The 15659-nt window shown below is 71.7% G+C and carries 12 protein-coding genes; 4 read left to right on the top strand and 8 right to left on the bottom strand.

Annotated features, from left to right (window positions below; all coding sequences use genetic code 11):
- Positions 1-156: 156 nt before the first annotated feature.
- Complete coding sequence (locus ACRYCC_RS02640; protein ID WP_433808274.1) at positions 157-1197, bottom strand: SIS domain-containing protein; 1041 nt, start codon at positions 1195-1197, stop codon at positions 157-159.
- 121 nt (positions 1198-1318) lie between these two features.
- Positions 1319-2461: an N-acetylglucosamine-6-phosphate deacetylase gene (nagA, locus tag ACRYCC_RS02635; RefSeq protein ID WP_433808272.1), complete on the bottom strand. Its 1143-nt coding sequence runs from the start codon at positions 2459-2461 to the stop codon at positions 1319-1321.
- A 105-nt stretch (positions 2462-2566) separates the two neighbouring features.
- On the opposite strand from nagA, the gene ACRYCC_RS02630 reads away from it, so the two are divergent.
- Together ACRYCC_RS02630 and ACRYCC_RS02625 are read left to right on the top strand one after the other, a co-directional pair.
- Positions 2567-3331, top strand: a complete 765-nt coding sequence (locus tag ACRYCC_RS02630; RefSeq protein ID WP_433808270.1) for a GntR family transcriptional regulator — start codon at positions 2567-2569, stop codon at positions 3329-3331.
- 247 nt (positions 3332-3578) lie between these two features.
- Entirely contained in the window at positions 3579-4244 is a 666-nt protein-coding gene (locus tag ACRYCC_RS02625) for an Rv3235 family protein (protein ID WP_433808268.1), read from the top strand.
- Between the two features lie 125 nt (positions 4245-4369).
- Here the strand turns inward: ACRYCC_RS02625 and secA are convergent, their stop codons facing one another.
- Positions 4370-7201 (bottom strand): preprotein translocase subunit SecA, encoded by a 2832-nt coding sequence (gene secA, locus ACRYCC_RS02620; RefSeq protein ID WP_433808266.1) that lies wholly within the window; start codon positions 7199-7201, stop codon positions 4370-4372.
- A 235-nt stretch (positions 7202-7436) separates the two neighbouring features.
- On the opposite strand from secA, the gene ACRYCC_RS02615 reads away from it, so the two are divergent.
- Together ACRYCC_RS02615 and ACRYCC_RS02610 are read left to right on the top strand one after the other, a co-directional pair.
- Positions 7437-7778 carry an HGxxPAAW family protein gene (locus ACRYCC_RS02615; RefSeq protein WP_433808264.1) on the top strand — a complete coding sequence of 114 codons (342 nt, stop codon included), beginning with the start codon at positions 7437-7439 and terminating at the stop codon, positions 7776-7778.
- Positions 7779-7862: 84 nt separating this feature from the next.
- On the top strand, positions 7863-9077 hold the full coding sequence (locus ACRYCC_RS02610; RefSeq protein ID WP_433808262.1) for a winged helix-turn-helix domain-containing protein: 1215 nt from the start codon (positions 7863-7865) through the stop codon (positions 9075-9077).
- A gap of 52 nt (positions 9078-9129) precedes the next feature.
- Here the strand turns inward: ACRYCC_RS02610 and ACRYCC_RS02605 are convergent, their stop codons facing one another.
- The 5 genes from ACRYCC_RS02605 to mtrB form a co-directional block, all read right to left on the bottom strand.
- Entirely contained in the window at positions 9130-9918 is a 789-nt protein-coding gene (locus ACRYCC_RS02605) for a response regulator (RefSeq protein ID WP_433808260.1), read from the bottom strand.
- A 212-nt stretch (positions 9919-10130) separates the two neighbouring features.
- Positions 10131-10796, bottom strand: a complete 666-nt coding sequence (gene hpf, locus ACRYCC_RS02600) for a ribosome hibernation-promoting factor, HPF/YfiA family (RefSeq protein WP_433808258.1) — start codon at positions 10794-10796, stop codon at positions 10131-10133.
- A gap of 642 nt (positions 10797-11438) precedes the next feature.
- Positions 11439-12170, bottom strand: a complete 732-nt coding sequence (locus tag ACRYCC_RS02595; RefSeq protein ID WP_433808256.1) for a ComF family protein — start codon at positions 12168-12170, stop codon at positions 11439-11441.
- 67 nt (positions 12171-12237) lie between these two features.
- Positions 12238-14028, bottom strand: a complete 1791-nt coding sequence (locus ACRYCC_RS02590; RefSeq protein WP_433808254.1) for an LpqB family beta-propeller domain-containing protein — start codon at positions 14026-14028, stop codon at positions 12238-12240.
- Positions 14025-15650 carry an MtrAB system histidine kinase MtrB gene (gene mtrB / locus ACRYCC_RS02585; protein ID WP_433808252.1) on the bottom strand — a complete coding sequence of 542 codons (1626 nt, stop codon included), beginning with the start codon at positions 15648-15650 and terminating at the stop codon, positions 14025-14027. Before mtrB ends, ACRYCC_RS02590 begins: the two co-directional genes overlap by 4 nt.
- Between the last annotated feature and the right edge of the window lie 9 nt (positions 15651-15659).

Raw genomic sequence — 15659 nt, 5'->3', positions numbered from 1 at the left:
TCCTCCTACAACGCCCGGTAAAGGTCATACCCGTCGCCCGGCGACGGCGACCTCACCCACCCTCCTCCACCCCATCAACCCTTCCGTGATCATGCAATCGATCGTCGATGGATTGCATGATCACGGAGGGAGAGAGGGCCCGGCCGTTCGCCGGGCTCAGCCGGTCTGGGTGATCTTGTTGAGACCGCGCGGAACGTCGGGGTCGATCCCGATCCGGCGGGCCAGGGCCTCGGTGAGCAGCTGTCCTGGGACGATCAGGCCCAGCGGGGCGACCCACTCGGGCAGCGCCGGGCCGGGCAGGGCCAGCGAACCGGCCCCGGCCAGCCCCGAGCCACCGCCGACGGTGTAGACCCGGGCGCCCTCACCGGTCACCCGCCGGGCCAGGGCGATCGTGCCGGGCAGTGTCGGGCCGGAGTCCGCGGCGACCAGGATCGCCGGGGTCTTCGCGTCCACGACCGCGATCGGGCCGTGCAGCAGGTCCGCGTACGACAGTCCCATGGCATGCAGGTAGCACGCCTCCTTGAGCTTGAGCGCCAGCTCCAGGGCGGTGCCGAACGCGATCCCGCGGCCGGAGACCACCGCGCCGGGCACGTGCGCCAGCTCCGCCACGATGGCCGGCAACGCCTCCGACGCCTCGGCGGCCTCGATCAGCCGCTCCACCTCGTCGGGCACCCGCCGCAGGTCGGACGGGTCCACGTCGGCGCCCAGGCCCAGCCCGACCAGGGCGACCGCGGCGAGCTGGGTGGTGTAGGTCTTGGTGGCGGGGACGGCGAGCTCGTCGCCCGCCTCGGTGATCAACGCCACCTCGGCGGCCTCGGCCAGCGGCGACCCGGCGCCGTTGGTTATCGCGATCGTGCGGGCACCGCAGTCCGCCGCCCAGCGCAGCGTCTCGACGATCTCCTCGGTCTTGCCGGACTGGCTGATCGCCACTGCGAGAACGCCGGTCAGGTCGAGTCTGCGCCTGTACTCCGTGGCGACGGACGGCGCCGCCAGCGTGGAGAGCCTGCCGGTGTGGGTCTCGGCCAGGTACCGGCCGTAGACGGCGGCGTTGTCGGACGAACCGCGGGCGATGAACAGCACCTGACGGGTGCCCTCGGCCAGTGCCCGGATCTCCGGCACCCTCGGCACCAGGGAGTCGAGCGTGCGGCGCAGCGCCTCGGGCTGTTCGCCGATCTCGGCCCGCATGCGGGAGCTCATGGTCTTCCTCTCGTGGTGGTTCTGGTGGTGGTTCTGGTGGTGGTGCGCGGTACGACATCGGTCGTGCGAAGGTTCGTCTCGGCCGGGAGCGGGCCCGCCGCAGGGTGGTCGCCGGGGGTGTTCACGGGGCCTGGAAGACGGTCTCGCCCGCGATCCAGGTCCGGCGGGCGCGCAGGTCCTCGCCGAGCCACACCAGGTCGGCGGTGGCACCGGGTTCGAGACGGCCGAGGTCGGGCCGGCCGATCAGATCCGCCGGCACCCGGGTGGCGGCGTCCACCGCGGTGACCAGGTCTATGCCGATCAGGACGGCGTTGCCGATCGCGGCGTCCAGCCGCAGCGCGGATCCGGCGATGGTGTCCCCGCCCACCCGTACGGGCGGGCCCTGCGCCGGCAGGTCGATGGGCAGGCCACCGAGGTCGTACCGCCCGGGGGGCATCCCGGCCGCGGAGGCGGCGTCGGTGACCAGCACGATCCGGCCGGCCGCGGCCTGGAAGGCCAGCCGGCAGACCACCGGCGCCACATGGTGCAGGTCGACGACCAGGCCGGAGCTCAGCCGCTCGTCGGTGAGCGCCTGCGCCGCCACCCCGGGATCGCGGTGGTGAACGCCGGACTGCGCGTTGAACAGATGGGTGACCTTCCGGGCGCCGGCGTCGGCGGCCTGCGACACCTGCTCGGCGGTGGCGTCGCTGTGCCCGATGCTGACCAGCACGCCGGCGCCGGTCAGGACGCGTACGGCCGCCAGCCCGCCGGTGCGTTCCGGGGCCAGCGTCACCATCTGCACCAGGCCGGTCTCCAGCAGCGCCGCGAGCGCCTCCGGCGTGGGGTCGGCCAGGTGGGCGGGGTTGTGCGCGCCACGCCGTTTCTCCGACAGGAACGGCCCCTCCAGATGAACGCCCAGCACCCGGCTGCCCGTGGGCAGTCCGGGCAGCAGCGTCACCGTGCGGCGCAGCGCGTCGGCCAGCAGCTTCACCGGAGCGGTGATGAAGGTGGGCATGAACGCCGTGACACCGGTCTCGGGCAGGCGGCTGACCACGGTGTGCCAGCCGGCCTCGTCCGCGTCCACCAGGTCGTGGCCGTAGTAGCCGTTGACCTGAAGGTCGACCAGGCCGGGGACGAGGGTGCCGCCGGACAGGGTCACGTCCGGGACGCCCGGGGGCGGGCCCTCCCCCACCTCGGCGATGACGCCGTTCTCGACTCGCGCGTAGCCGGGCCCGAGGACCCCGCCCCCGCTGATGAGCCGATCCGCCGCGATAAGGGTGCTCACGTGTCACTTCCGCTCATTGACATCCCGTCGCCGTCTGTGGTCTAGTCCGGACTAGACCAGTACGAACCATACCTCCCGATCTTCCGAGCCACCAGAGGCGGTTCCGTGCCCATCGACCAGGGCGCCATCGACCCGGCCAGCCCCGTGCCCAAGTACACCCAGCTCCGTGAGCTGCTGGTCGGCCTCATGGAGCAGGCCCGGCTGCCCGTGGACGCCCCGATCCCCTCCGAGCGCGAGCTGTGCCAGCGGTACGGCCTGTCCCGGATGACGGTCCGGCAGGCCGTGGACCACCTGGTCGCGGAGGGGCGGCTCTACCGGGTTCCGGGCAAGGGCACCTTCGTCGCCCGGCCGAAGATCGATATGCCGCTGCGGCTGGTCTCCTTCACCGAGGACATGCTGGCCCGCGGCATGGTGCCGGGCGCGCGCGAGCTGGACCGCCGGACCATCCCGGCGGGGGCGCACCTGGCCGGCGCCTTCGGGCTCGGCGCCGGGGCCGAGATCCACGTCGTGGAGCGGCTGCGCACCGCCGACGCCCGGCCCATGGCGATCGAGCGCTCGCACATCCCGGCGGCCCTCGCCCCGGGGCTGCTCGGGCGCCGGCTCGCCGACCGGTCCCTGTACGAGGTGCTGGAGAACGTCTACGGCATCGTCTTCGACGCGGGCGAGCAGACCATCGAGGCGGCCGTCGCGGAGCCCTCCGACGCCAAGCTGCTCGACATCCCGCGGGGCAGCGCCGTGCTGCGGATGGAGCAGCGCTCGTACGCGGGCGGCGTCTGCGCCGAACTCGTCGAGTCCACCTACCGCGCCGACCGCTACCGGCTGCACACCGCCCTGGAGATTCCACGCCGGGGGCGCTCGGTCTCCCGTTGACCGTCTCGCTGAGCCCCGCCGCATGGGCCGCTGCTCCGGCGCGCCCCGCTTCTGTCTGCTACGCGCCCTGCTTGATACGCGCCCTGTGTGGCGCGCCCTGGGTGCTGCGCCCTGGAAACGGCCGCATCCGGCCAGAACGTATCGTCCGGCGCCTTCGCGCCTCTGGTGAGTGGCCGCCGTCATTCCACGGCGCCGGGCGACCGCTCGAAGGGGCCGTCGCTCCCAGGTCATTCACGTGGAGGCCTCCATGCGCAGGCGTGTTCCCCGCCGTCCCCCCGCTCCCGTACGGCTGATCCCCTATCCCGCGGGGCCGGGCGCCCGGCGTGCCGAGATCCGGGCCGAGGGGTCGCTCGCCCTGGATCCCGGCCACTCGCCGCCGACCGGCCCGCCAGGACCGCCGCGGGCGCTGCGTTCGGTCAGCCGCCCGCCGGCCCTCGAAGGCCCGCGCCCGGCAGTGCCCGGAGCGGATCGGGCGGCACGAACGGCCGGAGCGGGCCCGCAGGCGCGGCTGCGGGCCGTACCGGCGGGCGGTGCGCGGGAAGAGCCAGGCCCGCCCGCCGTGGCGGAGGCGATCACGCAGCTGGTGGTGGAGGTGCTGGTGGGGGTCCGGCCCGCCCATCAGCTGAGCCGGCGGGCCACCCCCTCGGTCTGCGCGGAGCTCGCGCCGTCCGCGGCGCGGCCGCCCGCCCGCCCGGGCACCGGCACCGGCACCGGTGCGGGCCGTACCGGCCGATGGCCGGCCACCCGGCCGCGAGTGGTGTCCTGGCGGGTCCAGGAACCCGTCTCCGGAGCGGCCGAGGTGTCGGCGGTGGTGCTGCTGGCCGGTCGCTGCCACGCCGTCGCGCTGCGGCTGGAGCTCTTCCGGGGCCGGTGGCTCTGCGCCGCGATCGAGACCACGCTCCGCCCGGCCTGACCGAGCCGTACGGCCCGGAGCCGGAGCCGGCAGGCGCGGCGCCCCGAACAGCAGGCGGCACATGGCCGCCGGTACGGGAACGGCCTCCCCGGGGATTCCGGGGAGGCCGTTCTCGATGCTGCTGGCTACGCGTGCCGCGGGTCGCCGTGGCAGCGCTTGAACTTCTTGCCCGAGCCGCAGGGGCAGGGGTCGTTGCGGTTCACGCCCGCGTACTCGTCGTCGGCGACCGCCTCGGTGTGCTCGACGCCGCCGTCCTCGCTGGGCCCGGAGTAGTCGAGCTTGCCGGGCCGCTTCGGCTTCTCCAGCCCCTTGGCGTGGATGGCGGGGGGCTCGGTGGTCTCGGTGGTCTCGACCTCGTCGGCCACGGCCGTGCCGGAGGCGGAAGCGGCGACCGAGACCGGCTTGGCACCCACCGTGGGCGTCTCCGGCTGCTCCTCGACCTCGACCTCGAGGTGGTAGAGGTAGCCGACCGACTCCTCCTTGATGGCCTCCAGCATGGTGTTGAACATGTCGAAGCCCTCACGCTGGTATTCCACCAGGGGGTCGCGCTGCGCCATCGCGCGCAGCCCGATGCCCTCCTGGAGGTAGTCCATCTCGTAGAGGTGCTCGCGCCACTTCTTGTCCAGCACGGACAGCACGACCCGGCGCTCCAGCTCCCGCATGACCTCGTCGCCGAGCTCTTCCTCACGCTTGTCGTAGGCCGCCAGCGCGTCCTCGCGGAGCTTGTCGGTGAGGAGCTTGGCGTCGACGTTCGCGATCTCGCCGCCGGCCTCCTCGATGATGTCGTCGGCCGTGAGGGAGATCGGGTAGAGCTGCTTGAAGGCCTTCCACAGCTTGTCGAGGTCCCACTCCTCGGCGAAGCCCTCGCTGGTGGCGCCGGCGACGTAGCCGCTGACCACCTCGTCGATCATGCGCCGGATCTGGTCGTGCAGGTCGGCGCCCTCGAGCACCTTGCGGCGCTCGGCGTAGATGACCTGACGCTGCCGGTTGAGGACCTCGTCGTACTTCAGGACGTTCTTGCGGATCTCGAAGTTCTGCTGCTCCACCTGGTGCTGGGCCGAGCGGATCGCGTTGGAGACGATCTTCGACTCGATCGGCACGTCGTCGGGGATGTTGAGGCGGGTCATGATCGCCTCGACCCTGGCGGAGTTGAACAGCCGCATCAGGTCGTCCTCGAGCGAGAGGTAGAACCGGGACTCACCCGGGTCGCCCTGCCGTCCGGACCGGCCACGGAGCTGGTTGTCGATGCGCCGCGACTCGTGCCGCTCGGTCGCCAGCACGTAGAGACCGCCCGCCTCGGCGACGTCCTCGTGCTCGCCCTTGACGGCCTGCTGGGCCTTCTCCAGCGCCTCGGGCCACGCGGCCTCGTACTCCTCGGGCGTCTCCAGCGGGGACAGCCCGCGCTGGTGCAGCTCCAGGTCGGCGCGGAACTCGGGGTTGCCGCCGAGCATGATGTCGGTGCCACGGCCGGCCATGTTGGTCGCCACGGTGACGCCGCCCTTGCGGCCCGCCTCCGCGACGATGGCGCCTTCCTTCTCGTGGTACTTCGCGTTGAGCACCTCGTGCGGGATGCCGCGCCGCTTGAGCAGCTTCGACAGCCGCTCGGACTTGTCGACGGAGGTCGTGCCGACCAGGACCGGCTGGCCGTTCTCGTGGCGCTCGGCGATGTCGTCGACGACGGCCTCGAACTTGGCCTGCTCGGTCTTGTAGACCACGTCGGCGACGTCCTTGCGGATCATCGGCCGGTTGGTCGGGATCGGGATGACGCCGAGCTTGTAGATCTTGTTGAACTCGGCCGCCTCGGTCTGGGCGGTGCCCGTCATGCCGCCGAGCTTGCCGTACATCCGGAAGTAGTTCTGCAGGGTGATCGTGGCGAGCGTCTGGTTCTCGTCCTTGATCTGCACGTTCTCCTTGGCCTCGATGGCCTGGTGCATGCCCTCGTTGTAGCGCCGGCCGTGCAGCATGCGGCCGGTGAACTCGTCCACGATGAGGACTTCGCCGTTCATGACGACGTAGTCCTTGTCCTTCTTGTAGAGCTCCTTGGCCTTCAGCGCGTTGTTGAGGAAGCTCACCAGCGGCGTGTTGACCGAGTCGTACAGGTTGTCGATGCCCAGCCAGTCCTCGACCTTCTCGACACCGGACTCGAGAATGCCGACGGTGCGCTTCTTCTCGTCGACCTGGTAGTCGCCGTCGTCGCCCTCGGGACCACCGCTGGACTTGCGCAGCCGGGGCACGATCTTGGCGAACTCGCTGTACCACCGGGAGTTCTGCTCCGCCGGGCCCGAGATGATCAACGGTGTCCGGGCCTCGTCGATGAGGATCGAGTCGACCTCGTCCACGATCGCGAAGTTGTGGCCGCGCTGCACGCACTCTTCCAGGCTCCAGGCCATGTTGTCGCGCAGGTAGTCGAAGCCGAACTCGTTGTTGGTGCCGTAGGTGATGTCGGCGTTGTAGGCCTTGCGGCGCTCCTCCGGCGTCATGTCGCCCAGGATCACGCCCACCTCGAGCCCGAGGAACTGGTGGATGCGGCCCATCCACTCGGCGTCCCGCTTGGCGAGGTAGTCGTTGACGGTGACGACGTGGACGCCGTCGCCGCCCAGCGCGTTGAGGTAGGCGGGCAGCACACAGGTCAGCGTCTTGCCCTCACCGGTGCGCATCTCGGCGATGTTGCCCAGGTGCAGGGCCGCCCCGCCCATGATCTGCACGTCGAAGTGACGCTGGCCCAGGGTGCGCTTGGACGCCTCACGGGCGGTCGCGAACGCCTCGGGCAGCAGGTCGTCGAGGGTCTCGCCGTCGGCAAGCCGTTCCCGGTACTTGTCGGTGAGCTCGCGCAACTCCGCGTCGCTCATCTCGACGAAGTCTTCCTCGATCGAGTTGACCTGGTCCGCGATCCGCTTGAGCTTGCGCAGGAGCTTGCCCTCGCCTGCCCGAAGGATCTTGTCGATGACTGCTGGCACTCTCGGAAGCTCCTTGCAGATTCAGGTGGCCCGGTGTGTGGCAACGGTTCCGGCGATCAACGGTGACACACCACGCGTACGCTGCCATCGTAGGCGAGTCCAAGGATGGTAGAGGCCAGCCCGTGACGCAATCTGCGCCGCTCTTTGAACCGGACCGTTTCAGCTCGGTCTTTAGCGGAAGGTTTGGGGAGTGTTCGGAGCAGTCCGGGACCAGTCGACGACGGAGAGAGGGACGATGGCGCAAGACCACGACCAAGGTTCTCACGGTGGCAGGCCGACGTCATGGATCGCGGTGGCCGTGATGATCACGGGTTTCGCGATCGGCGGGGCCGCGCTGACGACCGGCCCTTCCTGGCCGCTTTTCTGGATCGGCCTCGCGGTCGTCGCGGCGGGCGGGGTGTTCGGGCTGGCCGTCGGCATCCTGGGCGATGTCGTGGTGGACGCGCCGCGGGTCATCCCGGAGCTCACCGACAAGTCCGCCTTCGGGACGGAGGGATCGGGCCGCCGCGGCGGCTCGCACGGGGAGACCATCGACAAGCCGGTCCGCACCGACCCCCAGGAGGCCCCGCACGGATGAGCACGGCCTGACACCGGCTTTGTTGCTTTGTCGGTGTCGGGACGTACGATCGGCGGCGTGACACCTATTTCCCCCCTCGCTTCCATGGCGCCCATTGAGATCACCGCCGACGAGGCCCGGCGCATCCAGCTCCGCGCCCAGGGACTGCTCGGCACGGACGGACGCCGGGGCGGCGTCCCGGGAATGCTGGAGCGGCTCGGCGCCGTCCAGCTCGACACCATCTCGGTGCTGGCCCGCTCGCACGAGCTGGTGCCGTACGCCCGGCTGGGGCCCGTCGGACGGGACGCCATCGAGGACGCCTACTGGGGGGCGGAGGCCAGTTTCGAGTACTGGGCGCACGCCGCCTGCGTGCTCCCGATCGACGAGTGGCCGCACTTCGAGTTCCGCCGGCGCGCCTTCCGTGCCCGCGGGCAGCGGTGGCACGAGGTCCCCGAGAAGGTCTGCGACCAGGTGCTGGAGCGGCTGCGCGCGGACGGCCCGCTGACCACCGGGGACCTGGGCGGCGCCCGCGCCCGGTCGGGGCCGGGCGGCGGCGAGTGGTGGGACTGGTCCGAGGTGAAGGTCGCGGTGGAGTGGCTGCTCGACATCGGCGAGGTCGTCTGCGTCCGCCGGGTCGGCTGGCGGCGGGTCTACGACCTGCCGGAGCGGGTGGTGCCCGCGGAGCTGCTGGGGCGCGACGTGAGCGACGAGGAGTGCCTGACCCGGCTGGTCGGCCGGGCCGGCACCGCGCTCGGCGTGGCGACCCGGGCGGACCTGGCCGACTACTACCGGATCAAGGGCGAGCAGGTCGACGCGGTGGTGGAGGCCACCGGGCTGGTCGCGGTGACGGTTCCCGGCTGGCGGGGCGGCACGTGGGCGGACCCCGCCGCGCTCGCCGGTCCGGTACGCGGCCGGCACCGGACCACCCTGCTGTCACCGTTCGACTCACTCGTATGGGATCGCCGGAGAACCTCCCGGATGTTCGGCTTCGACCACCGGCTGGAGGCGTACGTCCCCAAGGACAAGCGCGTGCACGGCTACTTCACGATGCCGCTGCTGGCCGGCGGCAGGCTGATCGGGCGGGTGGACCCGGCCCGGGAGGGCGGGACGCTCGTCGCCCGGCAGGTGTCCTTCGAGCCACGGGCGGTGAGCACCCGGCCCAGGGCCGAGGCCGCCGTGACGGCCCTGCGCACCGCGCTGTGGCAGGCGGCAGCCTGGGTGGGCTGCCACGACGTACGGGTGGAGACGGTGCGCCCGCAGACTCTCAGCTCGCCCATCCGCCGGGCACTGCCCCTCGTCGCCCAGGCCGACCTCGACTGACCGGAGCGGACACGCCGCGCTCGCACCACCGGAGCGGAGCGGGGGCCGACGGCTAAGTGATCTCGAGGAGCTTCTCCCTGACGGCGTAGACCACGGCCTCCATGCGGGAGTGCAGCTGCAGCTTCTCCAGGATGTTGCGGACGTGGTTCTTCACCGTGTTCTCGGAGATGAACAGCTCCTTGGCGATCTCGCGGTTGCCCAGCCCCCTGGCGACGAGGCGGAGCACCTCCATCTCGCGGTCGGTCAGCTTGGGCGCCGGCACCTGCTGGCGGCGCTCCTCGCTCCGCTTGGCCAGCGAGGCGAACTCGGTGATCAGCTTGGAGGCCATGGACGGGCTGATGAGCGACTGCCCGCCGTGCACGGCGTGCACCGCCTGCGGGACCTCGTCGATGGCGATCTCCTTCAGCAGGTAACCGGTGGCACCGGCCTTGATCGCCTCGAAGAGGTCCTCCTCCTCGTCGCTGATGGTCAGCATGACGATCTTGGCGCTGGGCACCGCCTCCTTGATCGCCGCGCAGGCCTCGATGCCGCTGCGCCGCGGCATCCGGATGTCCATGAGCACGATGTCGGGCAGCAGGTCGCCGGCCTTCTGGACCGCCTCGTGACCGTCGCTGCCCTCGCCGACCACCTCGATGCCGTCCTCCCCGGCGAGCACCATCTCCAGCCCGCGGCGGAAGAGGGCGTGGTCGTCGACGATCAGCACGCGGATGGGCTCCCCGGCGCCGCCACCGGAGCCCTCGGGGGACGCCCCGGGGTCATGGCCGGAGACCTGCCGGGGGACGACCGGCGACCGGGGTCCGCCACCTGGGGTCGCGCCGCGAGACTCGGGGTTCACGCTCACCTGCTCCTCCTCACCGAGGCGCCCATGCGGGGGGTTGCCTTGATGGCTTCGGTCCGGGCGCCGGCCGCGGGCCCGCAGGCCCGGCCTCGGCGACGCCTTCGCGTCCGCCCGAGGGCGACCTGGGAGCAACCGCGGCCGCGCGCCCGGACTCTCCGCTCACGGCTTTCTAGATCATGGCACGGTCGGGGCGGTGACGTGACGCAAGCGGCACATCACTCTTCGACGAGACGGATGACGCCGTAGTCCCATCCGACCCGCCGGTAGACGACACTCGGTTGGCCGTTGTCGGTATCACGGAACAGGAAGAAGTCGTGGCCGACAAGCTCCATCTCGAACAGAGCCTGCTCGATGTTCATCGGTTCGGCCTTGTGGAACTTTTCACGGAGCACGACGGGACCGTCGCCCTCCATGGCGATCGGAAGTATGTGGTCATCCATCTCGGGCACCGGTGCGTACAGGTCTGGTTCCCGCTCCGCGACGGCCGCCTTCCTGGCCGCGGCGGTGGTCGCCATCTCGGGGACGGCCTCGCGCGGCGGCTCCATCGTGGCGAGCTTGGGCGGGGTGTGGTTGCCGTGGTGCACCTTGCGTCGATCCGCCATCCGCCGCAGACGGGAGTCGAGCTTGTCGAGTGCCAGGTCGAGCGCGGCGTAACGATCGTCGGCGGCGGCCTCCGCCCGGATCACCGGGCCACGCGAGAGGATGGTCAGCTCCACCCGCTCTCGCCGGTCGGCCTGCCTGGGATTGCGCTCCTGGGACACCTCCACATCCACCCGGATGACCTTCTGGTCCAGTTTTTCGATCTTGGCCAGCTTGGTGTCGACATGCCGACGGAACCTGTCGTTCACGTCCGTGCGGCGGCCCTTAACGATGATGTCCACCCTGGGACCCCCCTTCTCTTGGGAACTGAATGTCCACCTGGAAGCCCCTCAAAACTGGGCTCCCCGATCTACGGGGAGGCACCCGCCCGGCCGACCTGGTCTTCGTCCCCACATCCGCCTGCTGAAAGTCTCGCGGCGCTTCGCCGCTACTGCTCTTCTCTCGGTACGGGGGATATCTGATCCTCCGGCGAGGCAGGACTTACTTCTAAGCCACACCGTGATCGGTCGACGAGAAGTCGCCTTACGTGGACCGCTTCGCCTGCGGCTGGCATCGGCTTGCCGGACCATCGGTGCTCTCGATGAGCACCGTGCTCCGACGCAACCACGGACCCGGGCGGGTGCCATGTCCTGAACGCTAACCCCTCCGGCGGCGAATGTCAGGGGGGTGAACGCCAGAAAAACTCACGGACGGTCATCGGGCCCTCCACCTTCCGCGAGGGCCCGCGCGTCACGAACGGTGAGAAGCCCCGCCAGCGGGGCGTTCCCGGCCCGGGGGCCGACCCAGGTCGCGGCGAGGGGGCCGCCGGGCGGGCTTTCGAAACCGCACGAAAACTATGACCGGCCGTGACTTCGCGGGCGTGTCCTGCCCGACATATATGGATAAGTCTGGTCAAGAAATCTCTTACGGTACGTGACCGGGTATCAGGAACGTCGCCGCCGGGTGGCGGCGACCACCGCGACCGCGGGCACCTCCGCCCCGGCCGCCCGCAGCGCCCGGGCCGCCTCGGCGAGCGTCGCACCAGTGGTGATCACGTCGTCGACGACGATCAGGCGCCGGCCCCGGACGGCCGCCGGGCGCCGCACCGAGAGCGCACCGGCCAGGTTGGCCAGCCGTCCCGCCGCGGTCAGGCCCGTCTGGTCGGCCACCACGCGCGTCTGCGCGAGCACGTCCAGGCAGCGGGCGGGCAGCCGGCGGGCCCGCAGCGACCGCACCGCCGCGAGGGTGATGCGCAGCGCCGGATCGTGTCCGCGAGCGCGCACGGCGGTGCGCGCGGAGGGCACCGGGACCAGCACCACCCCGGCGGCGGGCCAGGCGGGGCCCGGGCCCGCCGGGGCTCCCCCGGCTCCGCACCGCGGCGGCGGGCCGGCCGGCGCCGCGGCCAGCACGCCGAGGGCCAGCGCCGCGCCGAGATGGCGGGCGAGGCCCATCCGGCCCGACTCCTTGTGCGCCACGATCATGCTGCGCACCGCCCCGTCGTACGGAGCGGCCGCGTACGGCGCCGGGAGCCCCGCAGGGGCGGGCACGGGCCACGCGAGCCGCACGGGGCCGCTCAGCCGCTCCTGGCACCCCGCGCACAGCAGCCCGGCCGCCATGCCGCACCCGGCGCACACCTGTGGCAGCACCAGATCGAGCAGGTCCCCCAGTGGCCCCATGGCCCCGACCCTGCCGGAGCGGGCCACCCGGCGAAAGGTTCTCCACAGCCTGTGGAGAACTCCCCGGCTATCCGGGGTAGGCCGGATCCGCTCCGGCGATCGGGCAGTCCCACTGGCTGAACAGCCGGTCGTCGGGGTCGTGCAGCCGGCACACCTGGTCGGCGGTGGAGTCCTTGCCGGTCACCGGGCCGCTGACGAGCACCGGGGAGTTGGGCGCGGCGGTGATGGTGCGCATGTTGCCCTGGGTGCCGGTGCCGATCGGGCGGCTCGATCCGCCACTGACCGGGACGGTGTAGGGCAGGGCCTGGCCGGCCTGGTCGGTCCGGCCGAGCACCGCGAGCTCGTCGGCGTCGGCCCAGGCCAGGTCGATCGCGTCCACGTCGGAGCTGATGGGCAGGAAGTTGTCCGCGGTGAGGCTGCCGCTGCCGTACCCCGCGATCCGGCCCAGGTGGATCTGGGCGTGCCGGTCCGCCTGGACGATCGCCGCCACCCGTACGCCGTCGCGGGCGACCCGCAGCGCGAGCACCTTGGAGGCGCCCAGATCCCAGTGGTCGACCCGCACCGGGGGCTTGCCCGGCTCCTTGATCCACAGCCAGGAGTGGTCGTTGGTCGTCTCGACCACCCACAGGTTGCCCAGCCGGTCCCAGGACGGCTGGGTGAAGGTGGATCCCGGCTGCCGGGAGGTGAGGACCCGCTGGATCGACGGGCCCGAGGTCAGGTCGCCCATCAGCACGCCGTTGCGCGTCTTGGTGAGCCCGGCGACCTGGTGGGCGTCCAGCGAGACCGCCGGCTCGAACATCCGGACCCGCGACAGCGGCAGCACCTTGCCCGTCTTGTTCCCGGCGAGCTCCTCCAGGCGCCCCTCGGGATCGCGCAGGTAGACCGGCTGGGAGGTCTCCCCCGCGGTGGAGTCGGGGTCGTTGCGCGCCCAGTCGCGGGGCGACTGGGTCGCGTCCGGGAGGCCGGGGTTGACGGTCTTGCCGTCGATCTGCAACCGCATGCCCTTGACCTCGGACAGCTGCTTGAGCGCCCACATCAGCTGCGCCGACATGCCCTGCCGGTTGCCCTTCTCGGCCTCCTTGCTGAGGTTGACCGTGGCGATCCCGTCGGTGACGTCGACCCCGCCGAGCAGCCGGGTGCCGGTGGGGAACCAGGTCGTGACGGCACGGGAGAGCCACGCGGTCGGGCCGTTGAGCTCGGCCACCACGATCTGGGCGGGCAGGTCCCGCCGGATCACCAGCGGCAGGAACACCGGGTTGGGCACCAGGACCTTGGCGTCGGGCGCGAAGAAGTAGAGATTGCGGGTCCGGAAGGCCCGGGCGACGTCCCGCGAGCTGAGCAGCAGGCTGTTGGTCAGCCGCTCCGGCAGCTCACTGATCCGCCACTGTCCCTGGGCGTTCTTGGCCAGCCGGAAGGTCTGCTCCAGCGGCCTGGCGTCGGCTTCGTACTGACCGTCCGAGCCGATCCGGCCGAGCTGGGAGCCGCGCACGCTGACCATGCCGGAGGGGTCGTCGGGCTTGCTGGTGGCCAGCACGTCGGTCTGCTTGTCGTACACGGTCACCACCGGCCGCGGGTCCGGCTGCCACACCACGCCGGGGGCGAGGTACTGCCGCGCCACCTCGTGCTGGTCGTCGAAGCCGGCCGAGGCGGCCAGGAAGCCCTCGACGATCCGGTCCGGCGCCCAGTCCTTGCCGGGCGCGACCGGGACCATTCGTACGTACGGGTCGTCGATCGGCTCGGCGCGCTGGGCGGGCCGGCCGGTGACCACGCGTCCGCCGGTCGGCACCGTCGCGCATCCGGCGGTCACCAGCACCGCCACCACCACGATCAGCCGGGCCGGTGCCCGGGTGCCCCTCATTCGCCCAGCTCCAGTCCTGCGAAGGGAGCGCGGGTCAGCTCGACGTCGGGCGGTACGAGCGGGAGCGGCGAGCCGCGCAGCTCCTCCCCGGCCACCCGGGGCAGCGACAGCCGGAACTGCGAGCCCACGCCCGGCTCGCCCCAGGCCTGCAGCCAGCCGCCGTGCAGCTGGGCGTCCTCCCGGGAGATGGACAGCCCGAGGCCGGTGCCGCCGGTGGTGCGGGCCCGGGCCGGATCGGCCCGCCAGAAGCGGTCGAAGACCATCTGCGCCTCCCCCGGCTTGAGCCCCACCCCGTGGTCGCGCACCGCCACCGCCACCGCGTCCCGGTCGGCGGCCACGGTCACCACCAGGTCCTCGCCCTCACCGTGCTCGACCGCGTTGACCAGGAGGTTCCGCAGGATGCGTTCCACCCGGCGGCGGTCCACCTCGGCCATGCAGGGCTCTCCGGGGAGCTGGAGGAGCAGCTTGCTGCCCTTGCGCTCGGCCAGGTCCTCGGTGTCGCCGACGGCGCGCAGCACGAGGTCGCGCAGGTCCACCGACTCGGCGTCCAGCGTCGCCGCGCCCGCGTCGTGCCGGCTGATCTCCAGCAGGTCGGCGAGCAGCGACTCGAACCTCTCCAGCTGGCTCTGCAGCAGCTCCGCCGACCGGTTCACCGACGCCTCGAAGTCCTCACGGTGCTCGTAGAGCATGTCCGCGGCGATCCGGATCGTGGTCAGCGGGGTGCGCAGCTCGTGCGAGACGTCGGAGACGAACAGCCGCTGCACCTGGGACAGCCCCTCCAGCGCCGCGAGCTTCTCCTGCAGGGTCGCGGCCATCCCGTTGAACGAGGCGGCCAGCAGGGCCAGATCGTCCTCGCCGCGGACCTTCATCCGCTCCTCGAGCCGTCCGGCGGCCAGCCGCTCGGCGGCCTGCGCGGCGAGCCGTACCGGGATCACCACCTGCCGGGTGACCAGGGAGGCGATGGCGGCCAGCAGCAGCACCAGCCCGGCGCTGACCCCGACCAGGGTGCGCTGCACCTCGGTGATGGTCTGCTGCTCCTGGGTCAGCGGGAACAGGTAGTAGAGCTCGAACCGGCCCACCCGGGCGCCGACGATCAGGCCCGCCACCGGGTCGTGCCCGATGTAGCTCAGCTCGCCGTAGGTGCGCTCCTGGGTGCCGTTGACGTCCTTCTCGAGCTGATCGCGGAGCCGTTGCGGAATGCTCTCGCTGCGCAGCTCGTTGGTCGCGAAGCCGCCGGACATGGTGTCGTCGGTGTCGCGGATGTAGACCTCGTAGAGGCCGAACGTCCCGCTGCGCGCCTTGAGCTGGTTGGCGATGTCCTCGAGCTTGGTCTCGGTGTCGCCGACGCCCGCCCGGGACAGCTCGGACTGGGCGATGCCCAGGCCCTCGTCGAGCTGGAGCACCGCCGTCTTTTCCTTGGCGTCGAGCAGGGCCGTGGTGATCTGCTGCATGAGGAAGACGCCGAGCAGGGCCACCGCCACCGCCGAGATGACCAGCGTCGTGGTCACGATCCGGACCTGGATGGAACGGCGCCAGCGGGTGTACGCCCGGCGCAGCCCACCGCGCAGTACGCGGCGCAGCGTACCGAGTGCGCGGCGGACGCGTCTCTTCCACGCCTTCACGGCCGGGCC

This window comes from Actinomadura scrupuli (assembly GCF_050971785.1).
Classification (GTDB): Bacteria; Actinomycetota; Actinomycetes; order Streptosporangiales; family Streptosporangiaceae; genus Actinomadura_E; species Actinomadura_E scrupuli.
The sequence above is the reverse complement of the archived record's forward strand: the minus strand, read 5'-3'. Positions and strand labels throughout refer to the sequence as shown.